Origin of the sequence: Paenibacillus qinlingensis (assembly GCF_031455095.1) — a bacterium.
In the GTDB taxonomy this organism is placed as follows: Bacteria; Bacillota; Bacilli; order Paenibacillales; family NBRC-103111; genus Paenibacillus_E; species Paenibacillus_E qinlingensis_A.
The window spans coordinates 480,999-503,441 of the sequence record NZ_JAVDSB010000004.1 but is presented as its reverse complement, the minus strand read 5'-3'; the positions used below and the strand labels follow the sequence as shown (position 1 = coordinate 503,441).

General features: G+C 45.2%; 18 protein-coding genes, 1 pseudogene and 1 riboswitch. Of the genes and pseudogenes, 13 read left to right on the top strand and 6 right to left on the bottom strand.

From position 1 onward, the window contains the following. Positions 1 to 575: 575 nt before the first annotated feature. The 4 genes from J2736_RS15495 to J2736_RS15480 all read right to left on the bottom strand — a co-directional run bounded on the left by J2736_RS15495 (position 576) and on the right by J2736_RS15480 (position 5,857). Positions 576 to 1,661, bottom strand: coding sequence for a Ger(x)C family spore germination protein (locus tag J2736_RS15495; protein WP_310499504.1), 1,086 nt, complete (start codon positions 1,659 to 1,661; stop codon positions 576 to 578). Continuing rightward, positions 1,658 to 2,767, bottom strand: a complete 1,110-nt coding sequence (locus tag J2736_RS15490) for a hypothetical protein (protein ID WP_310499503.1) — start codon at positions 2,765 to 2,767, stop codon at positions 1,658 to 1,660. The genes J2736_RS15495 and J2736_RS15490 overlap by 4 nt, the downstream gene beginning before the upstream one ends. A 3-nt stretch (positions 2,768 to 2,770) precedes the next feature. Continuing rightward, complete coding sequence (locus J2736_RS15485) at positions 2,771 to 4,114, bottom strand: spore germination protein (protein ID WP_310499502.1); 1,344 nt, start codon at positions 4,112 to 4,114, stop codon at positions 2,771 to 2,773. 78 nt (positions 4,115 to 4,192) lie between these two features. Next, on the bottom strand, positions 4,193 to 5,857 hold the full coding sequence (locus J2736_RS15480) for a diguanylate cyclase domain-containing protein (RefSeq protein ID WP_310499501.1): 1,665 nt from the start codon (positions 5,855 to 5,857) through the stop codon (positions 4,193 to 4,195). Positions 5,858 to 5,925: 68 nt separating this feature from the next. Next, positions 5,926 to 6,018, bottom strand: a riboswitch (cyclic di-GMP riboswitch). 735 nt (positions 6,019 to 6,753) lie between these two features. Between J2736_RS15480 and J2736_RS15475 the strand changes: the two are divergent. From J2736_RS15475 to J2736_RS15450, 6 genes and pseudogenes are all read left to right on the top strand, one after another. After that, positions 6,754 to 8,307 (top strand): annotated as a pseudogene (locus tag J2736_RS15475) (malate:quinone oxidoreductase); the annotation flags it as partial. Between the two features lie 282 nt (positions 8,308 to 8,589). Next, a complete protein-coding gene (locus J2736_RS15470) occupies positions 8,590 to 10,533 on the top strand; it encodes an exosporium glycoprotein BclB-related protein (protein ID WP_310499500.1) in 1,944 nt (647 codons plus the stop codon). A gap of 154 nt (positions 10,534 to 10,687) precedes the next feature. Beyond that, a complete protein-coding gene (locus tag J2736_RS15465) occupies positions 10,688 to 11,488 on the top strand; it encodes an aminoglycoside phosphotransferase family protein (protein ID WP_310499499.1) in 801 nt (266 codons plus the stop codon). A gap of 129 nt (positions 11,489 to 11,617) precedes the next feature. Next, positions 11,618 to 12,043, top strand: coding sequence for a MarR family winged helix-turn-helix transcriptional regulator (locus tag J2736_RS15460; RefSeq protein ID WP_310499498.1), 426 nt, complete (start codon positions 11,618 to 11,620; stop codon positions 12,041 to 12,043). A gap of 100 nt (positions 12,044 to 12,143) precedes the next feature. After that, positions 12,144 to 12,497 carry a DoxX family protein gene (locus J2736_RS15455; RefSeq protein WP_310499497.1) on the top strand — a complete coding sequence of 118 codons (354 nt, stop codon included), beginning with the start codon at positions 12,144 to 12,146 and terminating at the stop codon, positions 12,495 to 12,497. A 150-nt stretch (positions 12,498 to 12,647) separates the two neighbouring features. After that, positions 12,648 to 13,559: a cation diffusion facilitator family transporter gene (locus J2736_RS15450; RefSeq protein ID WP_310499496.1), complete on the top strand. Its 912-nt coding sequence runs from the start codon at positions 12,648 to 12,650 to the stop codon at positions 13,557 to 13,559. Positions 13,560 to 13,591: 32 nt separating this feature from the next. Here the strand turns inward: J2736_RS15450 and spoVB are convergent, their stop codons facing one another. After that, a complete protein-coding gene (gene spoVB, locus J2736_RS15445) occupies positions 13,592 to 15,142 on the bottom strand; it encodes a stage V sporulation protein B (protein WP_310499495.1) in 1,551 nt (516 codons plus the stop codon). Positions 15,143 to 15,472: 330 nt separating this feature from the next. Between spoVB and J2736_RS15440 the strand changes: the two genes are divergently transcribed. After that, positions 15,473 to 15,661, top strand: coding sequence for a hypothetical protein (locus tag J2736_RS15440; RefSeq protein WP_310499494.1), 189 nt, complete (start codon positions 15,473 to 15,475; stop codon positions 15,659 to 15,661). Positions 15,662 to 15,788: 127 nt separating this feature from the next. Here the strand turns inward: J2736_RS15440 and J2736_RS15435 are convergent, their stop codons facing one another. Continuing rightward, positions 15,789 to 15,947, bottom strand: a complete 159-nt coding sequence (locus tag J2736_RS15435; protein WP_310499493.1) for an asparagine synthase — start codon at positions 15,945 to 15,947, stop codon at positions 15,789 to 15,791. A 279-nt stretch (positions 15,948 to 16,226) separates the two neighbouring features. Between J2736_RS15435 and J2736_RS15430 the strand changes: the two genes are divergently transcribed. From J2736_RS15430 to J2736_RS15405, 6 genes are all read left to right on the top strand, one after another. Further along, a complete protein-coding gene (locus J2736_RS15430; protein ID WP_310499492.1) occupies positions 16,227 to 16,556 on the top strand; it encodes a PadR family transcriptional regulator in 330 nt (109 codons plus the stop codon). 12 nt (positions 16,557 to 16,568) lie between these two features. Next, positions 16,569 to 17,435, top strand: a complete 867-nt coding sequence (locus tag J2736_RS15425) for a pentapeptide repeat-containing protein (protein WP_310499491.1) — start codon at positions 16,569 to 16,571, stop codon at positions 17,433 to 17,435. A 13-nt stretch (positions 17,436 to 17,448) separates the two neighbouring features. Then, positions 17,449 to 18,210, top strand: coding sequence for an ABC transporter ATP-binding protein (locus tag J2736_RS15420; RefSeq protein WP_310499490.1), 762 nt, complete (start codon positions 17,449 to 17,451; stop codon positions 18,208 to 18,210). Next, entirely contained in the window at positions 18,211 to 18,978 is a 768-nt protein-coding gene (locus J2736_RS15415) for an ABC transporter permease (protein WP_310499489.1), read from the top strand. A gap of 236 nt (positions 18,979 to 19,214) precedes the next feature. Continuing rightward, positions 19,215 to 20,666, top strand: a complete 1,452-nt coding sequence (locus J2736_RS15410) for a serine hydrolase domain-containing protein (protein WP_310499488.1) — start codon at positions 19,215 to 19,217, stop codon at positions 20,664 to 20,666. Between the two features lie 234 nt (positions 20,667 to 20,900). Then, a complete protein-coding gene (locus J2736_RS15405; RefSeq protein ID WP_310499487.1) occupies positions 20,901 to 22,400 on the top strand; it encodes a YVTN family beta-propeller repeat-containing protein in 1,500 nt (499 codons plus the stop codon). The last annotated feature ends 43 nt before the right edge of the window (positions 22,401 to 22,443 follow it).

The following is a 22,443-nucleotide window of genomic DNA, read 5'->3' as shown; positions in this document are numbered from 1 at the left end:
AATGAGGTGAGGGGGAAGGCCTTCTCTTTGTGCATCTGTCAAAATCATACACGAGATGCGACCAAGATTTGCACGCTTCTACCGTCAATGAGTAACTCTTAAAAATCGAGTTACAGCAGTTAATCGCGGCCAACTGGATGCCGTAACTCGAAAAAAGAGACTGTCGATTAATTCCCAAGCGTTTGCCCTACAATCGATTTTAATTGAGTTAGTTCAAACCGAAAAAATATTTAATCGATTAGAAATGACTTGGAAGAACGATTCTCAGCTATTTAACGGAATTGGGACCCCTCAAAATAATTAATCGACAGTCTCAAAAATCGAGTTACAGCACATAATCGCGGTCTATTGGATGCCGTAACTCGAAAAAAACGAGTTACAGCAGGTAATCGCTGTCCTCTGGATGCCGTAACTCGAAAAAAACGAGTTACAGCACGTAATCTCGGCCAACTGGTTGCCGCAACTCGAAAAAATCGAGTTACAGCAGTTATCCGCGGTCTATTGGTTGCCGCAACTCGAAAAAAACGAGTTACAGCTCCCAATCGCATTCCCCAATCGCTAGCTGGCCACGCATCCTAATGTACCAATCCCGTACCTTGGATTTTAACATGCGTTTCTACCTCGAACTTCACCTCTGGATATACGGACTTCCAGTACTCCCAATCCTTCTCTTTACCAAAGTGCTGGCCCAAATAATGAAGCCCAAACCCATACGGGTCAACCTTGGCATCTCTAATTTTGTAGAGGAGAGCCTCTACAGTTTGGTTGACATGCTGCTCAAGCTGCGGTTGTACCTTGTGAATGTCTAAACCCAAAGCGCCCTGTTCAACCATGCCAGTAAGATGGAGTTGCATCTTAACAACGGGAATATCCGCTTTGGGAATCGAGATATGTTGGGTAACTTTCGCTACATAGAAGGCGAGCGGTTTCTCATTATAAGTGATAGCGATCCCTGCCTTGCTAAACTCATTCGCGCTCATATTGTAGAGCTGTGTCTCCTGCGGATTGAGGACGAGACACTGATTGCTTTTATTCAGCAAAGCCAGATGCTCAACAACGTAAGAATCACCATCAAAGCTAATGATTGGAAAATAGGGATCTAACCCTTTTTCCTTGAAGCGTCTGAAGGTGTCGAACAATAACGCAGTTACTGTGTAAGGAGATACTGTTCCCTCTTTTCCGAAGGTGAGAAAAAAGGAGTTTCCTGCAAGTCTTTCGGTTGTTGGGTTGGACTCAAGCAGCTTTCGAGCACTAGGTTCGGCGATGGCTGTATAAGAAATTAATTGAATGTCGCGTCTTCGGGTAAGCCAATTCAATGGCTCTTCGAGGGATTTATTCGCTAAGGTAGCTCCAAATAAGAACATACGGCAATGACCGAAATCAAGCTCTTTATCGACGTGTGCTTTGAGGTTCCTTACGGCTTCTGCAATACTTTTGGCTTCTTGATGTTCGATCTGGCTTTCGGCGAGCCCCTCGCCGACCTTTGAAGCGGGGATAGCGAGCCGCAGTGTTACTAGATAAGGTTTATCCTCCTTACCTGTCCAATCGACACCCATGGCGACGACGAAGAATCGCTTGTCAATATCCTTAAAGCTGCATCCGCCAAGACACGAACAGACAAGTAGAAGGGATAGACAGGTGAGCAATAGTTTGTTTCTCATAATTGGATCTGTTCCTTTTTTTGCTTCCTTACGAAATACATCATGAGGAAAAGGAAATAGATTTCTAAGAAAAATCGAAGTATTAACCAACCCTCGGAGAGATACTGATTTCGTTCCAGATTCATAACCCGCATGAAAAGAAGAGCGAAGAAGCCGATGCCTAATCCGAGCCATACGTTCACCCAAGGAGCAGGGTCTTCTTCAACTTCAATGGAGCCATTGATCATGTAGCGCAGCAACATAATCGTTGTGTGCCAGGTATTCATGACGAACAATAGCGATAGTCCTGTAAAGAGGAGCAGAAAGGCAAACAAAACACGGTTAATAAACCCGTACTCGAGCACCATGGAATCCGCTGTCATACTCCATAGGTAAACATAATCCTCAACCCCAACTGTCCCATGAAAGCCGATAGGCACAAAAAAAGTAATCAGCAAGAATAAAATGCCGAATAGCGGCACAATCCAGCGGAAATTAAATTTAAATCCTACTGTATATAGCCGATTGAAAATCAGGAGACTGAGATAGCCAGAGAATAAGAAAGTAGAGGCAGCGATCGTTGTGAAAGAAGGAGGCTTATTCACATAGCCTGCCACATAACGTATCGCATCCCAGTTAATATTTTCATTGAAAATGGCTTTTATGATAAACAAAATGAGCATGGGGGAACTAAGAATAACCACGGTCTCATGAATGAATTGGACAGTCCTTGTAGATCGTGTGCAAGCCCACACGGCCGCGGTTGCCATGAGAAACAAATTCAAATAGGGGTTAATATCTGGGTAGAAGAACATACGAACCGTTTCTGAATAAGCATATATTACGATAATGCCGGCTGGTAACCATAGGATTAGCGCAGCAAATAAGATATTGGCTTGCGTAAACCACCTAGGGGTATACCGATCACAGATTTCAGGAAAGCCGAGTCCCGGAAACCGCTCAAAGCATGCCATGGTACCAAGCGAAAGAATAGTGCCAACCACCATCGCGATAAGCATACCCGAAACAGCACCATTGAACCGATCTCGGATCAGCAACGAGGGGACAAACATCATGATATTAATCATGCCGACATAGAGCACGTGATAGTAGGTATACCGCGACATGATTTATTTTGACCCCTTTCTAAGGTTATAGTGGTGTGCTTTCGCCTCAAGTTTGGGGTTATAAAAGGCCAGATAAGGTTGACCAAAACTTCTAAGACTGCACCAATAGGAAATTAAGATGAAGCCCAGAACGACGACACCTAGTAACCCAAAGAATATGGCAGCTATGACAAAGATATATTTAACGAAGCGTACCGAGTAGCCAAAACCGTTATTAGGAATGACGAAATTGGAAATCGCGACAACGGAGGTCACGATAATCATAATGGAGCTGACTAACCCCGCCTGTTGGATGGATTGACCCAGAATGAGACCCCCAACGGTTGTTGCGGTCGAGCCCACATAGCGTGGCAGCCTGAGGCTAGCCTCGTTCAAGGCTTCAATCATGAATAACATAATGAAGACTTCGATAAAAGACGGATAAGGGACAACGACACGGCTTCCTGCAATCGAAAGTGTCAATTGAACGCGAAGCACCTCAGGATTATAGGAGACAATTGCAATATACAGGGCTGGCAGTGTAATCGTTAAAAACATAGCCAAATAGCGAAGAATGAGTAAGCATTTGCTCATCCAATAGGATTCGTAGTCATCATCCATGGCGTGTAGGAAATCAAAGAGCCGCACTGGAAGAATGAGCCCAAAGCGGCTTCCATCCTGAAGAAGTGCGATTTTGCCGCGTTCCAGCATGGCTGCGATACGATCCGGCCTCTCGGTTTGGATAATGACGGGAAAAAAACGATGTCTCCGTCCCGATAGCGATTGCATAAGCTGGCCGGCAGCTTGAAGAAGCTTGATTTGTATATTGGAAATCCGTTCATTTAATAATCCAAGAACATCTTCATTGACCAGATCTTTGTCATAAAGAACGGTAATGCGCGTGTTCGAAATTTGACCAATCGTATGCGTTTCTACGCAAAGGGATGGCGCATTATAGCGCATCCGAACGAGGCTAATATTTAAATCCAAGTCTTCAGTTAAGGCACTTTGCGGTCCTTGAATCGCAACTTCAACCTGAACGGTGTCGGGCTTGTCCTGAAATTTCCGTTGTACATCGTATCGATAAACTTGATCTTCAATTTGAAAAAGGGCAGCCCCTTTAAGCAGCAAAGGTGTCCAATGATCAGATTGATCCACTACCCCAAAGGCTGGATTCGCGTTAAGCATCCGTTCGAATTCTTCCGGATTAAAGCAATAGGAGTAAGGAACGGTCAATCCATTTTTGATTAAAGCAAGATCGCAAAGAGACGGGAAGTAGATCACTTCCATCGGCATATAGCCGTTGTCTAGGGTGTCATAGAATAGGTCAGCTGGATTGTTCAATTCAGCACGGATTTGTTCGATCATGCCAATTCCCCCAATTCCCTTACATTACCATGCGGTTTAGCGTGCCCTGAAAGGGGGGAGAATAAACAGAAGTGGAGGTTATCCTTGCAAATATTGTTCAAATCCAGTTCGCTGCGCATATTTCATTTGCATGCCTGGCTTATAAAATTGATAATTGTTTCGACCTAACTCTTTGGCGGCATACATGGCTTGATCGGCATGTTTTAGCAACTGCTCTAAGGTTTCTCCATCGTTGGGATACATGGAAATTCCCAAATTTGTAGATACGAAAATATCGCCAATGTCCATACGGAAAGGTATTTTTAACAAGGTAATGATGGTTTGGGCTTGTTCGATGAGGGTTACTTGATTCCCTTGGGGAAGTAAGATGACGAATTCATCCCCGCTAAGTCGGAAGGCGGATCCCTTCTCAGGTAAGCAACTCGTAAGTAAGGAAGCAAATTTATGTAAGGTTTGGTCTCCAATCAGGTGACCGAAATTGTCATTGATCCATTTGAAACGGTAAATATCTAAATACAAAACGCCTAAGGTTTCCTGATGTCGCTGAGCATAGGATAGTGCTAGTTGAAATTGCTCATTAAATTGATTGCGATTCGGCAATCCAGTCAAGTGATCGTAATACGCTAACTGACGTATGAGTTCTTCGGATTTTCTTTTTTCAGTTAAATCTCGGAGGTAGGCTGTGAATATCGTTTTTCCCCCATACACCCTATTCGTGATGATAATTTCTGCAGGAAAGGTTGTGCGATCAGCGCGATATGCCGTAATTTCAAATCGTTTGCCGATGACGGAATCAGATTTTTGACTTATTAGTTGAAACAATAAAGCAGCATCTTGTCCATTTTGATCGAAGGGGAAGAGCAGATCGAAAAATGTACGTCTCAGCGCTTCTTGGCGCGTGTAACCGAAGATCGTTTCTGCCGCAGGGTTGAATTCAATAATCCAGCCTTGCGATTTAAACATGAAAATACAATCGATTGCTGATTCCAAAATGGAAGCTTTGAGCGCAATCTGTTCGGATAGTCGTCGATCTACGGATAAAGAACTAATGAAACTGATTGCAAAGATGAGCAAGGCTCCGAAGGCCACGTACATGGCTACGACGTAGAAGTCCATATTTATCGCATTGCCACTATGAGCATGGGTTTCCGTAGGGAACGACATGTCAGCAGCTGCCATGCCCATATAATGCATGCCAGTAATTGCGGCACCCATAATTAAAGAACTCGTTAACAGTCGCTGCTGATTGCGTTTAAAAAAGAAATAAAGTGCTGTGATGGAAGCAAAGATGGCAATTACAATAGATAGTGTGAAGGGTAGGGGTCTGTACTGGATCGTCACATTTTGTAGAGCAGCCATACCGATATAATGCATGCCGCTGATCGCGAGTCCCATGATGGTACCTCCGATCAGAAAGCTGGAACGAATCGAACCGGCTTGAAAGGCGACGACGAGGCCTATTAGTGCTCCACCGACCGCGACAAGAACAGAGATACTGACGATGGATATATGATACGTGATGCCATTAGGCAAATGATAAGCCAGCATCGCGATAAAATGCATAGACCATATGCCTATGCCCATGACAAGGGCACTACACAGAATCCAACTTTTCTGGTGCCATCCGACTGAAGTGGACACTTTCCGAGCTAAATTCAAAGCCGTGTAAGACGAGAGCAACGCAATAACGAAAGAAAGCAAAACAAGGACATAATTATAACTTTCCGCTTGCGAATGATGCATGAGAACCCTCCTACCCATTTCCCAGAATAAAAAAAGGATCATCCCGAATAAAGGATCATCCCTAGTTATTCGGCAACCTGTCAACCATAGCATTCGAGTAAGGAATGCGTTAGGCCATGGCTTTGCGTCTCATCGTTTCCGATGATTTGCCTTTTCAATTTGATCGTACTTACAGGCATAATACCCACTAAATCTATTACTATTTAACCATTATAGAGTAGGGAAAAATTAACTGTATATAGCGATAATTGCGGGCTTTTGTCGAATTCGATAAAGAAAGGTAAAGTTGACCCAATTATTTACTTTATAGGTAAAATACAAGGATTAGTCCGCGATTGAAGTGGCTAAGCCGATAGCTGAGGTGTGGCAAGGGATGGCATCAGGTACATGGACGCAGGCTTTCATAGGTGAATGTTTCTTGCCTTTCATTTTGTTTTATTGATGATAATAATAATTTATCAATTTAATAAAACATAAAAATACACATTACCATTAGTAGGGTGTATTCTAGTTAGTAAGCAAAGTACTTTATGGAAGAAATGATAATAGTAAAGAGTACTGGTTAACCACGAGCGCAATCGCAAAAAAGTGAGGGGAATTCGCAATTTTTTTGAGACGCGAAAATTATTTAATTAGAATTTGGGCATACTTGTATTGCTAATAATTGGATCGGTTCTCTCCTCTACCCCATTCTACCTTGGAAAGCCTCGTCATATTATGACAAGGACATGAATTCATGCCCATGAGTGTAAGACTTCTTCAACGCACTTCTTGTCGTATGGCTTATAACTATCATATAATAGTAAGTAATAATTTTCGTATGGCTTATTAATGATCTGGAAAAGGTGTCTCATTAGGCCGCGACCTGGCTTGCTGTAACGCTTAAGCAGGCGCGCCTTTATCTTTTCTGCAAACTTCAGGGTATAAGGATGGTAAAAATGAGCAACAGACAAACTACAACAGACGTCATTTTGATTGGTGCTGGCATCATGAGTGCGACTTTAGGTACACTTCTGAAAGAATTAGTGCCGGAATGGGAAATTAAAGTTTTTGAGAAACTTGAAAATGCTGGTGAGGAAAGCTCTAACGAATGGAATAATGCGGGTACGGGCCACGCGGCACTGTGCGAGCTTAACTACACGTCTGAAAAACCAGACGGTTCTGTAGATATAAGTAAAGCAATCCAAATTAATGAACAGTTTCAACATTCTATGCAGTTTTGGTCTTATCTTGTAAAGGGCAAGCTTATCGAGGATCCTCAGGACTTTATCATGCCACTGCCTCATATGAGTATGGTCCTTGGGAATCAAAATGTATCGTTTTTAAGAAAACGCTATGAAGCCATGTCGAAAAACTCCTTGTTTAAAGGGATGGAGTTCTCTGAGGATCCCAAAAAATTAATGGAATGGATTCCACTCATTATCAAGGATCGTCCATCCAATGAACCGATCGCGGCAACCAAAATTGACTCCGGTACGGACGTTAACTTTGGTGCTTTAACGCGTATACTATTTGATCATTTAAAGAAGAAAAACGTTGATATTAAATATAAACACAGTGTTGATAATCTAAGACGTACTGGTGACGGCTCGTGGGAATTGAAAATACGTAATATCAACAGCGGCAGTACTGAGCGCCATACGGCTAAATTTGTATTTATCGGCGGTGGTGGTGGAAGCTTGCATCTTCTGCAAAAGTCCGGTATTCCTGAAGGCCGGAATATTGGCGGCTTCCCAGTTAGCGGAATATTCATGGTGTGTAATAATCCAAGTGTTGTCGCGAAGCATCATGCCAAAGTATACGGCAAAGCGAAGCTCGGAGCTCCACCAATGTCTGTACCGCATCTGGATACGCGATTTATCGACAATAAAAAGTCGTTATTGTTTGGACCTTTTGCTGGGTTCTCACCAAAATTCCTTAAAACAGGTTCCATGTTTGATTTGGTAACTTCAGTTAAACCGAATAACTTAGTGACGATGTTGTCGGCAGGTGCCAAGAACATGTCATTGACCAAATACCTTATCGAGCAAGTTATGTTATCAAAAGAGAAACGGATGGAAGAACTGCGGGAGTTCATCCCTAGCGCCAAAAGCGAAGATTGGGATCTTGTTGTAGCTGGTCAACGCGTACAAGTTATTAAAGATACAGCTGCTGGCAAAGGAACACTACAATTTGGTACAGAAGTCATTAGTTCAGCAGACGGCTCATTGGCAGCTTTGCTCGGCGCTTCTCCAGGAGCTTCTACCGCGGTATCGGTTATGCTTGAGCTAGTAGCGAAATGTTTCCCAGAACGCATTAAAGAATGGGAACCGAAAATTAAAGAAATGATACCTAGTTATGGTGTGTCACTTCTGAAGCATCCAGAGCTTATTGATGAAATTCATTCTTCAACAACTCGAATTCTTGGTCTGAGCGAAAAGAAAACGTTACAGGCAGCGCGTCAAACTTAATGATCTGTTATCACTTCGAATAAACAGGCTGTAATCCGACTTTGGGATTGCGGCCTGTTTTTTTAATGCTCGTAACCTTTCTGACTGGAAAGGTGAGGGCTATTTTTGTTTTTAAACTTAGTTAATGACAGTAAGTAATTCATACTCATGGACTCCCGAAATAACCCAATCTTTAAAACTATTGAAAAATATGTCTTTTTACTAGGGTGATGTACAAGAATTAGAGGAACTAATTGACTATACTGTATAGATCTAAAAAACTATCATCGGGAGGGAAACAAATTGCCAACAAAACGGTCACAAGTTGAAAGTCTACTAAATCAACTCGATATCGAAGATATTGAGAAGCTCAAGATTGAGTACTACAACGAAGAAAAAGTAAAGTTAGAGCTTGATGATGATCTGGGTCCAGTTCAAAGACAATTATTGATTACACAGTTTTTGGACAGCATCAATTGGTTCTTCGCAAAGGAATTTGAAGTTCAGCTGTATAACGGAGCTGAATTTGAAATCGAATTTGAAGAAGGCGATGATACAGGAGTCACAGGACCAACAGGACCTACAGGTCCAACGGGTGCAACAGGAGCAACAGGAGCAACAGGAGGAACTGGAGCAACAGGTGCAACAGGAGTAGCCGGAGCAGCAGGTGCAACAGGTGCAACAGGCGCTACTGGAGCAACAGGAGCTTCTGGCATTACAGGAGCAACAGGTGCAACTGGTCCTACGGGAGCAACAGGAGCTTCAGGTATTACTGGAGCGACCGGAGCGACAGGTGCAACCGGTATTACGGGTGCAAGTGGAGCAACAGGTATAACAGGTGTCACTGGAGCTTCCGGAATCACTGGTGCAACAGGACCTACAGGAGCAACAGGAGCAACAGGAGCAACAGGAGCAACAGGAGCAACAGGAGCAACGGGTGCAACTGGTGAAACAGGAGCTCCAGGTCCTGAAGGAGGAGCAACAGGAGCAACAGGAGCGACTGGTGCAACAGGCGCAACGGGTGCAACAGGAGATACAGGAGCGACTGGAGATGCAGGAGCAACAGGTGCGACTGGAGGAACTGGCCCAATTGGCCCAACAGGCCCTACGGGAGCAACAGGAACAGGTTTAACAGGAGCGACTGGCGCGACAGGAGCAACAGGAGCAACAGGAACTCCAGGATTATCTGGCCCAGCAGGACCAACAGGTCCAACAGGAGCAACGGGTGCAACAGGAACTGCAGGTTTAACTGGAGCAACAGGTGCGACTGGTGGAACAGGCCCAACAGGACCTACGGGTGCAACAGGAACTGCAGGATTAACAGGAGCAACAGGAGCGACTGGAGGAACTGGCCCAACAGGACCTACAGGTGCAACAGGTGATGCTGGTTTAGCAGGAGCAACAGGAGCGACTGGAGCAACTGGCCCAACAGGACCTACGGGTGCAACAGGAACTGCAGGTTTAACAGGAGCAACAGGTGCGACTGGAGGAACTGGCCCAACAGGACCTACGGGTGCAACAGGTGATGCTGGTTTAGCAGGAGCAACAGGTGCGACTGGCGGGACAGGCCCAACAGGACCTACAGGTGCAACAGGTGATGCAGGATTAGCTGGAGCAACAGGAGCAACAGGGGCTACTGGAGCAACAGGAATCACAGGTCTAACAGGTGCTACTGGCACAACCGGAGCAACTGGAGCAACTGGTGCAACAGGAGCTACAGGAGCTACAGGAGCTACGGGAGAAGGAGCTATTGTTCCTTTCGCATCCGGCTTACCTGTTACGTTAACAACAATTGCAGGCGGTTTGGTCGGTACGACAAGTTTAGTTGCTTTTGGTACTAGTACTGCAGGTGTTTCTCTGATTGGTGGTCTCATTGATACGGTGGCTGTTGCCAATATGGCCTTCTCCGTACCGCGTGATGGCACGATTACCTCGATGGCTGCATTCTTGAGTAATACAGTTGCACTTGCTCTAGTTGGCACAACGATTACTGTAACGGCACAATTGTATGAATCAACTGCACCAGATAACTCGTTCTCGCCTATCCTGGGAACAGCAGTCACACTTGCTCCAGCTCTCACCGGAGCAGTAGCTATTGGAACTGTTTCAGATGGTTTATTAACAGGGCTTTCCATACCAGTTACTGCTGGAACACGACTGCTCATGGTATTCTCTTGTAGTGCTACTGGCTTGACACTGATTAATACAGTTGTTGGTTATGCAAGCGGTGGCGTTAATATCGTATAACACATTGTACTCAGAATTTGCGGAAAGAAGCATCCTTTTAAAGGGTGCTTCTTTATATTTAAGTTGAGTAAAACTAAACTTTCCATAGACCATTTTCATACTTGGAAATAGAATAAGATGCATATGAAATGAAACATAAAAGGAATGAAACCTATTGACTCAAGAAGAAGTGCTGCAAGGCGGTAATGTAAATCAGATTGTCCGCAAGGAGAATACGGTTCGCCGACCCATAGGCTATTGGAGTGCGAATGTGCATGAATTGCTCCTACATTTAGACAGACAAGGATTTGAAGGAGCGCCAAGATTTCTTGGAATCGATGACGCTGGTCGTGAAATAGTAACCTATATTGCCGGAGAAGTTCCGGGGAACAACTATCCAAAGCTTGACCCATACATGTGGTCGGACGAAACTTTACTGGGGTTGGCCTGCCTCTTGCGTCGTTTCCATGATGCGACTACAGCATTTACACCTAATCCGGAGGCAAGATGGCAGCTTAGTTATCCTGATGTTACTGAACACGAAGTCATCTGCCATAATGATGCGGCGCTATATAATATTGTTTTTCAGAATGAAGCTCCTGTGGCACTAATAGATTTTGACATGGCAGGTCCTGGGCCGCGCATGTGGGATATTGCTTATTCCCTGTACACATCGGTTCCGCTAGCAAGTTTCGCACCAGGCTCATCTTCAGGAACAACAACGGCTTACCAATCTGACATACACGCCTCAGATCGCCGTCGGCGAATTCAATTATTCTTTGAATCTTATGGAATTCCAGTCCCTGCTAATCTGCAACAGTGGATTATTCAACGTTTAATTGTACTGTGTGATACGCTGAGAAATGGTGCCGCTGAGGGGAATCTTGCTTTTCAAAAAATGGTGGATGAAGGTCACTTGGCGCACTATGAGAGAGAAATTCATTTTGTAACAGAGCATTTCAAAGATTGGATATAAATGCTACACTTTTCCCTCGGGCGGTTAACGGAGCACCAACGAATGCCGTCTTTGAGGGAGATATTGATTATACATGCTATAGCATGTATAATACGGAGTGAATCACGCTGAGTAATAAAGGAGAGAACGATGGAGCTATTCGAAATTACAGGATTTCAGGTTAATCGTACGAATGTCAAAATGAACAATTATTTTACGAAACAACTAAAGCAATTTGAAATTACACCTGAGCAATGGGGGATTCTTAGTGTCCTCGATAGTGATAAAGCTACAACTCAAAAAGATCTAGCGGAAACGATCGATCGGGATCAGACGACGATTGTTCGAATGATTCATTCATTAGAAAAGAAAGAAATCGTTAAACGCGTAGTCAATGATACGGATAAACGATCGCATAACTTATACTTAACCGCTAAAGGAGTTCGGCTTAAATCCAAGGTTCTTCCCGTGGTGCTCGAAGCCCATAATCATGTTACGAGATATTTGAGCATGTCTGAAATCAGTGAATTGAAAGTTATTCTTGAAAAACTATACGCGAGTGTAAAAGATGAGTAATCTGAAGGGAGGTGAGTAGGTAGAAAGAGGTAAATTCGTTACAGATCAAATATATGCTATAGCATGTATTTGTGAATACAAAAAGATTGGAGTGAAAACGATGATTATTTTGATTTTACAAGTGATAGTGGGCGTGTTTTTTATGTTTACAGGGGTCAGAATTATAAGTGGTAAAATGGCAAATGAATTCAAACGCTTGGGAACGCCACCTGTTTTTAATTTTTTGACGGGGCTTATTGAGATTGTCTGCTCGATTGGTATGATTGTGGGAATCTGGGTATCTATGGTCGCAACCCTAACAGGAATTCTTTTAGGAGGAACAATGCTGGTGGCGGCAGGTATGTTGCTATTTGTGGCAAAAGATCCGTTCTCGAAGGCAATTCCAGCCATAATTCTCTGCCTATTGTCCGCGGTTATCGCGATAAGCCACTTATTTGGGGCGGCTGCCTTGTAGCTGAGAATTGTCCTAGTCGTATTTTTTGGACTTACTCAACATTGTTTGTTTGATCTTACTTTTAAGGATGTCAGCAAAACTGTTTCTCTAGACCCACACAACTTTCGTCTAGTATGATAGTCATCGACATAGATAGAGAGTGGTGTAAGCATGGAAAACATGTATGATGACATCAAGCAAGGCGAAAAAGGTGCTTGGTTAAGTATAATCACGTACATTATTCTTTCCGCTTTGAAGTTAACCATCGGGTATTTCTCCAATTCCGAAGCGTTATCAGCGGATGGTTTAAATAATGCCACAGATATTATTGCGTCTATTGCTGTTTTAGTCGGGCTAAGAATATCGCGAAAACCACCGGACAAAGATCACCGGTACGGTCATTATCGAGCGGAAACCGTAGCGGCGTTAATTGCCTCTTTTATTATGTTCGCAGTAGGTATTCAAGTACTCTATCAAGCATTTACGAAGTTTTGGGTGGAGCGCATAGAGACCCCTGATATGGTTGCGGCATGGACGGCTGTTTTTTGTGCCGTTATTATGTACTTGGTCTATCAGTATAATGTTCGTTTGGCTAGGAAAATAAACAGTCATGCGATGATGGCGGCTGCACAGGATAATCGTTCGGATGCGTTTGTGAGTATCGGTGCTTTTATCGGTATCGTTGGTTCTCAATTTGGATTGCCATGGCTGGATCCTATAACGGCACTTATTGTTGGTTTTATTATTTGTAAAACAGCATGGGATATTTTTCGTGATTCTACGCACGCGCTAACGGATGGCTTTGACGATGCGGAGCTTCAAACTATTAAAAAGACGATTCGCGAGATACCTGGTGTGGAAAAAGTAATTGATGTTAAAGCCCGAATTCATGGAAACAATAAGCTGGTTGATGTGACCATCGGTGTAGATCATGAGCTTAACGTAAGCGAAAGTCACGACATTACGGAGCATATTGAGAATAGAATGAATGAACTTCATAACATATCCCACGTCCATATTCACATTGAACCTATCGAGGTATCAAGTAGTCCAAAAAATGACAAAGCAGAGGCTCGCACTTAGTGCGGCCTCTTTTGCTATGCGTTAGTAGGGAATTACCAGGGGAACGAGAAGCGGTGGCGTGTACTTTTCCGGTTCAACGCACCGGTGAATACGAGAGCAGTGAAATAGAGGAACAAGGAAAAGACGATGGAAGTGACTACACACCATGCCGGCGGAAAACCTAGGTTGACAACATAAGCATAGGCCCAGTGACCGCAAATCAGCATCAGCATCATACAAATCGCAACCTTGACATAAGGTCGAATACTCCAATAAAATCCGATCGAGCTTGAGATGGAAAAGAAATTTAACAATGTTTGAACCACAATGCCGATACCAATACCGTACGCTACACCAATAATGCCATATTGGCTGCCGAACACAAAGATGGAGACACCTTTAACTAAGGTGGCAATGATGTAATTCCACAGCGTCGCTTTCGCGCGGCCAAGCCCCAGTAGTATCGCATGAAGTGGGGCATCGAAATAATGCAGGAAGAACATCGGCGCTAGAATTTTGAGCAGCAAGCCTGCTTCCGGTGAGTGATAGACAAGTGTCGTTAGCGGTGTTGCCCACTCGTACAAGATAACGGTCGCGGGTGCGCCGATCAGTAGTCCCAAGGTCAACGCTTGATTCATCCGCTCATGGATGAGCAGACTGTTCTTGTTCGCCGCTGCCTCGCCAATCGCAGGAATGAGTGCGGTGGACAAGGATTGCGTAATAAAGCTTGGCATGAACAGCAGCGGGAACGCATAACCGGCTAGCATACCGAATTGCTTCGTGGCTAACGCCGTGCCGACGCCAGCCAGCGCGAGGCTGGTTGTAATGAGAAGTGGTTGGAAGGTGCTGTACAACGAATGGATGACTCCGTGCCCTGTCGTCGGGAGTCCAATTTGTAGCAGCTCGCCAAGTGTCCCCTTTCCTTTCTTCAGATTGCTTGCCCATGTCTCTCCGGGCCTCTTCGATTCACCATGAAGCTTGTAGCTAGCCATCAGGAAGAGGAGGCTAATCGCTTCGCTGACAACAGAGGCAGCCATTGCGCCAGCAGCCGCATAAGCGACGCCATAAGGCAGCAAGAGGTGAACCAGCGCAAGTACACATGCGATTTGCACGGTATGCTCCAGCACATCGGAAGCGGCAATGGTCTTCATCTGCTGCATGCCGCGGAAATATCCCTTTAATACAGCGGAGACAGCGACGATCGGCGCGATCGGTGTGATCGCGAGCATCGCGTAATATGCGCGTTGATCGCTAAGCAGAATGGATGCGATCCACTCCGATCCAAATAACGATAAGGTCGTCAGCGTTACACTCAAGAAGCCAGTGACCGCGAGAGAGACATGCAGGATGCGTCTCACTTTGGTCCGTTCACCGCGAGCGTTGGCTTCTGCGACCAGCTTTGAAATGGCGACGGGTAATCCAAGCTCCGTAATCGTAATGACGAGCGGGACGAGCGGATGAGCCATCATCAGGATGCCAATCCCCTCTGCGCCCAGTACGCGAGCGATATACATGCCGCTGATAAAACCGAGAATACGGTTGATGAAAGCAGCGACAGACAAGACCAGCGTACCTCTCATGAACGATTGCCCATGTTGTGACATGATTGTTGCCCTCCTGTTTATCGAATACTTAAATGTATTCAATAATTGGAAAAGCATGCGAACAAGCCGATCTTGATGTCATTGGAATCACGTTGTCACCAAGTTGAGGGCTGTTTTACGCTCATAGAAGAAGTCGATTTTCGACGACTCGGAGGGGGAATGGTGCGATTGTGCTACTGAGCGTGCGTTTTCGGACGTCTTACGTGAGAGTTTCGTCAATGCAGCCAATTTGTTTGATTGAGAAGTCGATTTTCGACGTCTCGGAGGAGGAATGGTGCGATTGTGCTATTGAGCGTGGGATTTCGGACGTCTCACGTGAGAGTTTCGTCAATGCAGCTAATTTGTTTGACTGAGAAGTCGATTTTCGACGTGTCGGAAGAGGATTGGTGCGATTGTGCTACTGAGCGTGCGATTTCGGACGTCTCACGCGAGAGTTTCGTCAATGCTGAAGAGAACACCGATGCGGGTAGAGTGTGGCGTACACACGGGATCACTATTTATTCGTGTTTAGATGGTTAGATAGCAAGGGAAGAAGGGGTTCATTATTCCTATTCTTTAACGAAAAGAGGCTGTATCAAAGTCTAAATTGACTTTAATACGGCCTCTTTTTCTGGACGGGGTAGGATACGCCCAGATGCCACCAAACTTAACGATGTTCCACGAGATCAATTGCTCCAAGTATCACATGAGCAACTCCGAAACCAAGGACACCGACACCAAGAAGCTTGTACTTGCTTTTCAGCATTGAAGCGCCAGATGCAGAAACGACAGTCCCCAGAACAGCCGGAATCAATCCTTCACGCATGAATACCACTCCTTCAGGTTTGTTTGGCAAGACACCCTTTAGTTTGCTTCAAAATAATATGCTTATTCAGCGAGAGATTATTTCGGGATTTCTGCTTATGATCAACTTCATTATGCGATTGTATGCCCCATAATAAGCAAGTTTCAACGCTGGTTTTGCCCCGCAATACGAAGAATTCCCAGTGAAAATGCGGATATTTTCAAATATGGTATTTAATTTAACAAAGTACCTTGACAGTCATAGTAGTATGCCGTATTATGTGGATATGGAGGTGACGATATGAGCGAGAACAAAATCACATCCGACCTGCTTCGCGGACATACGGATACAATGATTCTACGGCTTTTGTCTGAAGCGGATCGCTACGGATACGAGATAGTTAAGCTGATTGCCGAGCGCTCGGGCGGCGAGTATGAATTAAAGGAAGCTACGATGTACTCCAGTGTCCGGCGGCTTGAGACAGACGGCGATATCGAGTGGTATTGGGGCGATGAGACGCAGGGCGGAAGGCGCAAGTATTTTAGGATAACTGAAAAAGGCAGAAACGCTTACGTTCGCAACAAGAACAATTGGGAATATTCGAAACGCGTACTAGAAAACTTATTATAAGGAGATGGGATTATGAATAAGAAGTTAACGAATTATTTAAACGGTGTTTTCACACCGTACGATGGGGTAAAAAGTGTTACGGAATTAAAGACCGACCTGCACTCAGATTTGCAGGAGCGATATCGTGAACTCAAAGCCGAGGGCAAAGACGATGATACTGCGTTTGCCATGACCATTGAGAGCATCGGTGACATCGAACAAACGATCCTTGAAGTCGCGAACCTTTCTCGCTCACTGGAACGGCAACTAGTGACAAACTTTAGCGCAAGCGACCTTGCAATGGGCGACTTTGCAGGAGTGAGGGCTCATAAAGGTCAATTTAATGCGAGCGCGCTGCGCGGTGCCGACTTTAAAGGTGCTGACTTGACCGGCAGTTCGTTTAAATCCAGTGATTTACGTGATGCCAATTTTGACGGCTCGAATCTGACGGACTGTGTCCTAACGGCAACTGACCTAACGAATGTTAGCTTCAAAGAATCGATCCTTGTACGCACGAACTTCAGCGTTTCCGGAATGGAAGGAGCCAAATTCACAGGTGTGAAATTAAGCGACGTCACAATCAGCAAGATGGATCTTAAAAAAACAACCTTTGAAGATTGCATCTTTGACGGCGTGGACTTTGAATATTCCGACCTGAGCGGGCAATGTTTTGACGGGCAAACCTTTATCGGCGTTAAGTTTGATAAATCGGCAGTAAACGACGTTTCTTTTAAAGGCGCAATCCTTAAGAATGTATCTTTTCAGGCATTCTTCTCGTTGACCAATAAGTATTACCGTGCATTCAAAACCATTTGCTTTGACGGTGCAGTCATGGATAAGTTGACATATGCATCGCTTAAAGGCATGGGGGCAGATTTGTCTAAAGTTACTATTCGATAAGGAGGGGAAATTTATGCGAAACACTTCAATTAAAGTGACAGGGTTGCACAAATCCTATAAGCAGCTTCAAGTCTTAAAGGGTGTTGATTTCGAAGTTGAAACAGGCAGTATTTTCGCCCTCCTTGGCTCCAACGGGGCGGGTAAGACGACGGTCGTGAGAATTCTCAGCACACTGCTGAAACAAGACAGCGGAACCGCCTCCATCAACGGATTCGACGTTGCGACCAAACCAGAGCATGTGCGCCAGTCGATCTCCTTGACGGGACAGTTTGCCGCGGTGGATGAAATTTTGACCGGACGGGAAAATCTCGTCTTGATTGCTAAGCTTCGCTATCTGAAAAATCCGCATCAGGTCGCAGACGATTTGCTTAAAAGCTTCGGTCTAACAGACGCCGCAGATCGCAGGGTCTCTACGTACTCAGGCGGTATGCGCCGCAGGCTCGACATCGCCTTGAGCCTCGTGGGAAAACCGAAAATTATCTTCCTTGACGAGCCAACTACAGGTCTTGATCCGGAGGCACGTATTGAAGTTTGGAAGATCGTTAAGGAACTTGCTGACGGAGGGACTACGGTGCTTTTGACCACGCAGTACCTGGAGGAAGCTGAACAGCTTGCCGATCGAATTGCCATTTTGCATGAGGGTAAAATTATCGCCAACGGCACACTTTCAGATCTGAAAAAGATGTTCCCATCTACGAAGGTGGAGTACGTTGAAAAACAGCCGACATTGGAAGAGATCTTCCTCGCAATCGTAGGCAAAAAGGAGGCCATATAAATGGAAACGACAAAAAATCACTTCTTCAGTGACCTGAGCGTTATGCTTGGACGGTCGATGCGCCATATTTTCCGCAGTGTGGACACCATTATCACCGTTACTATCATGCCGATCGCGATGATGCTGCTGTTCGTCTATGTGTTAGGCGGTGCCATTCAAACAGGAACGGATAACTATGTGAATTACTTGTTACCAGGTATCCTTATCATCGCTATTGCTAGCGGCATATCCTACACAGCTTTCCGCTTGTTTACAGATGTACAAAAGGGTATATTCGAACGTTTTCACTCTATGCCGATTTCACGTTCCACACTGCTTTGGGGGCATGTGATGACCTCACTGGTATCCAACGCAATGTCGGTTGTCATCATCATTCTTGTTGCGTTACTTATGGGTTTTCGTTCGACCGTAGGGATACTGCCATGGCTTGCAGTTGCTGGTATTCTAGCGTTGTTTACACTAGCATTAACGTGGGTAGCGGTCATTCCGGGACTGACGGCCAAAACAATCGATGGAGCAAGTGCCTTCTCCTATCCGCTTATCTTCCTGCCATTTATCTCCTCAGCTTTTGTGCCAACAGAATCAATGCCGCGTGTTGTTCGCGCTTTTGCAGAAAACCAGCCAGTGACTTCGATCGTGAATGCGATTCGTGCACTGCTGTCGGGTCAGCCAGTGGGCAATGGTATATGGATTGCGCTTGCATGGTGCGTTGGCATCATGATTGTGGCTTATTTCTTCGCTATGAGGGTTTATAAAAATCGGGTGTAAACCGCGATTAACGTTATCCGAATTTAACATCAGTGAGGACTGTAACTAAAGCATGCAAATAAATAAGTATGACTACTCATACCGATGCCAAAGCCGATGTAAGTCGGAAGGGGTTTCGGTATATTTATTTTATTTTTGAAATCACAACGTAACAACATTTTAACACAAAGCACGGCAAAGACAGTTGGATAGAAAGGGGATACAATGGAATCACACTAACAGAGGAGTGGACAAATATGGAGAAAGCCCAAATTCAGTTTGAACGAATATCACCTGAAAAGGCTGGGATTGCATCAGATGCCGTATTAGCCTTTGTGGAAAAGGTGGAGGAATTAGGAATCCCTCTGCATAGTTTCATGCTTCTTCGGAGCGGAAGACTTGTTGCTGAAGGTTATTACAGTCCCTTCCAAGCAGATCACTTACACCCTATTTTTTCGGTAAGCAAAAGTGTAACCTCCGCCGCTATAGGCATTGCTATAGGTGAGGGGCTTTTGAAACTGACTGACCGAGTTGTGGATTTCTTTCCGGAAAAACTTGAAGATGAGGTCCATCCCTACACAGCGATGATGACTATCGAACACTTGCTGCTTATGGCTACGGTACACCCCAGATCTACACACAAGCAGCAAGCAGATGACTGGGTCAAAGTTTTTCTCAATACGCCTCCTTCCAAAATGCCGGGTACAAGCTTCGCGTATGATACGACGGGAACTCATACATTAGCTGCCATTGTGCACAAGGTAACAGGAACTTCTGTCCTGGCCTATCTTCGCCCCCGGTTGTTTGATCCGCTCGGAATGGGGGAACTATGGTGGGAAAACTGCCCATCCGGAATCAACAAAGGTGGCAGCGGTCTCCACTGCACAACGGATGCATTAGCACGGTTTGGCCAGCTTTACCTTCAGGATGGGGTGTGGAATAATGTCCGCATACTTCCTGAAGGGTGGGTAGAACGCAGTACAGGCAATCGAATCGGCACCTACGGCACTCGTTTCATGCTAGACGGTAAGCTGGGCTATGGCTATAAATTCTGGCGGATCCGTAACAACGGCTATTGTGCGTTTGGTATGGGCGGTCAACTTGTCATCGTGCTGCCAGATCAAGAGGTCGTGCTTGTAACTACTGCTAATACACTCGAGTACAAGGATGGGCAAGCGCTTATTTTTGAATGCTTTTGGTCTACTATTTATGCCTCGCTCATAGAGAACGATGGTGCTAGTCTTGCACCCAATGTGCCAGCGGAAAATGCACTGCAACAGCGTCTTACTACATTGAAATTATTCATGCCGGAAGGGAAAGTGAGTTCACCGCTTCTCGGGAATATATCGGGAAGGCGATGGATTCTGGAGCCTAATCAGTACGATTATGAAGCATGTGAGTTCGAGTTGGAGGGAGAGGAGCCGGGACTTTACTTCTACAAAGAGGGCAAACGTGTAGATTTGCGGTTCGGCTTAGGAGATTGGACGCCAGGAGTGGACCCTATCATGCATACAGATTCAACCTCTTATGGTGCTGCAGTATGGACGGATGAACGAACATTGGTTGTGACTGTTCACATTGTCCATCCACTTCAAATGTTTACTTTTACTTGTCGATTCCAAGAACAAGACAGTTTAAGCGTTCAGATTGTTCCAGCTGGCATTCAGTTGAACGAACATGATGGGCATCTGAGCGGGCACTTGAGGTAGCGGCTAAGTGAAAATGTATATCATAATGAGTATTAAATCTAACCCACCTTGTGTAATAAGGTGGGTTATTCGTTTACTCGTTTGAACAGTAGAAAATATATAACTAGACTTAGGGCATTGTATAGATTCGTATGTCTATTTGATTCGTCCATGCATTCCTATCTCGCAATCATATAATGAAGAGATGCTAGAAATATGAAGAGCTGAAGCATTATTAACTAGGGGGTGCAAATTATGAGTAATGGCGCAACAGGACCGACAGGTACCACAGGAGCAACGGGTGCAACGGGAGCAACAGGTACGACAGGAGCAAAAGGATCTACTGGGGCCATAGGAGCAACAGGACCTACAGGTACGACAGGAGCAACAGGTGCAACGGGAGCAACAGGTACGACAGGAGCAAAAGGATCCACTGGGGCCATAGGGGCAACAGGACCGACTGGTACCACAGGAGCAACAGGAGCAACGGGAGCAACAGGTACGACAGGAGCAAAAGGATCTACTGGGGCTATTGGGGCAACGGGACCGACAGGTGCAACAGGAACGGCGGGAGTAGCAGGCGCAACTGGTGCTACGGGGGTAACAGGTAGTACAGGAGCGACAGGATCGACAGGTGCAACGGGAACGGCGGGAGTAGCAGGCGCAACTGGCGCTACGGGGGTAACTGGCAGTACAGGAGCAACAGGACCGACAGGTGCAACGGGAACGGCAGGAGTAGCAGGAGCAACTGGTGCTACAGGGGGAACTGGCAGCACAGGAGCAACAGGAACGGCAGGAGTAGCAGGCGCAACTGGCGCTACGGGGGTAACAGGTAGTACAGGAGCAACAGGTGCGTCAGCGAATACCACCCCTACTTCTATTAACCGTATTTATGTATCAAACGCAAATAGCAACACGGTCTCCGTAATCAATGGTTTTACAAATAGCGTTATTACAAGTATTCCAGTTGGAACTCAGCCGGCTGGTGTCGCTGTGAATTCTATCACGAACCGTATTTACGTAGCGAACACGATCAGTTCCACTGTGTCGGTAATAGATGGAGTTACCAATACGGTCATAGCTACGATTAATGTCGGAACATTGCCAATCTATCTCGCTGTAAATACGAATACGAACCGTATCTACGTAGTAGCATCAGCGGCCAACGTTGTATATGTGATTAACGGAAATACAAATTTGGTTGTAAATTTGATCCCAGTAGGAGATAATCCAATCGGAATCGCTATTAATCCTATTACAAATCATATTTACGTGGCGAATCAAATTGGTAACACGCTTACCATTATTGATAGTGTTACGGAGACTGTGATAAGTACAACATCAGGATTTTTTACGCCAAGAGGTGTTGCAGTCAATCGTAATACGAATGCAATCTACGTAGCAAACTCTGCTAACGGCACTGTCACTGTAGTAAATGGAATTAACTTCTCTATTGTAGCTGCCCCTGGGGTAGGAACGATTCCAGAGACTGTGGACACTAACCCTATTACGAATGCTATTTATGTCACGAACAGGGGAGGAAACAATATCACAGTTATAGAGGGGGTTACTGTAGTAACTTCTACTACAGTAGCGAACTTTCCAGCTGGTGTCGCTGTCAATCCTTTAACAAATGCAATTTACGTGGCAAATGGTAGCAACAACACGGTCTCAGTTATTAATGGAATTACGAATACTCTGCTACTTAATATCGGGGTTGGATTATCCCCATTTGGGGTCGCAGTGAATCCCTAAGTGTAACGTAAGGACGATAGGTCGACATAGAAAGGGAGCTGTT

Bases quoted from the DNA above. Each gene is read 5' to 3' on its own strand.
- J2736_RS15495 (WP_310499504.1), bottom strand. From the start codon at position 1,661: ATGAGAAACAAACTATTGCTCACCTGTCTATCCCTTCTACTTGTCTGT.
- J2736_RS15490 (WP_310499503.1), bottom strand. From the start codon at position 2,767: ATGTCGCGGTATACCTACTATCACGTGCTCTATGTCGGCATGATTAAT.
- J2736_RS15485 (WP_310499502.1), bottom strand. From the start codon at position 4,114: ATGATCGAACAAATCCGTGCTGAATTGAACAATCCAGCTGACCTATTC.
- J2736_RS15480 (WP_310499501.1), bottom strand. From the start codon at position 5,857: ATGCATCATTCGCAAGCGGAAAGTTATAATTATGTCCTTGTTTTGCTT.
- J2736_RS15460 (WP_310499498.1), top strand. From the start codon at position 11,618: ATGGAGCTATTCGAAATTACAGGATTTCAGGTTAATCGTACGAATGTC.
- J2736_RS15455 (WP_310499497.1), top strand. From the start codon at position 12,144: ATGATTATTTTGATTTTACAAGTGATAGTGGGCGTGTTTTTTATGTTT.
- J2736_RS15450 (WP_310499496.1), top strand. From the start codon at position 12,648: ATGGAAAACATGTATGATGACATCAAGCAAGGCGAAAAAGGTGCTTGG.
- spoVB (WP_310499495.1), bottom strand. From the start codon at position 15,142: ATGTCACAACATGGGCAATCGTTCATGAGAGGTACGCTGGTCTTGTCT.
- J2736_RS15440 (WP_310499494.1), top strand. From the start codon at position 15,473: ATGCAGCTAATTTGTTTGACTGAGAAGTCGATTTTCGACGTGTCGGAA.
- J2736_RS15435 (WP_310499493.1), bottom strand. From the start codon at position 15,947: ATGCGTGAAGGATTGATTCCGGCTGTTCTGGGGACTGTCGTTTCTGCA.
- J2736_RS15430 (WP_310499492.1), top strand. From the start codon at position 16,227: ATGAGCGAGAACAAAATCACATCCGACCTGCTTCGCGGACATACGGAT.
- J2736_RS15425 (WP_310499491.1), top strand. From the start codon at position 16,569: ATGAATAAGAAGTTAACGAATTATTTAAACGGTGTTTTCACACCGTAC.
- J2736_RS15420 (WP_310499490.1), top strand. From the start codon at position 17,449: ATGCGAAACACTTCAATTAAAGTGACAGGGTTGCACAAATCCTATAAG.
- J2736_RS15415 (WP_310499489.1), top strand. From the start codon at position 18,211: ATGGAAACGACAAAAAATCACTTCTTCAGTGACCTGAGCGTTATGCTT.
- J2736_RS15410 (WP_310499488.1), top strand. From the start codon at position 19,215: ATGGAGAAAGCCCAAATTCAGTTTGAACGAATATCACCTGAAAAGGCT.
- J2736_RS15405 (WP_310499487.1), top strand. From the start codon at position 20,901: ATGAGTAATGGCGCAACAGGACCGACAGGTACCACAGGAGCAACGGGT.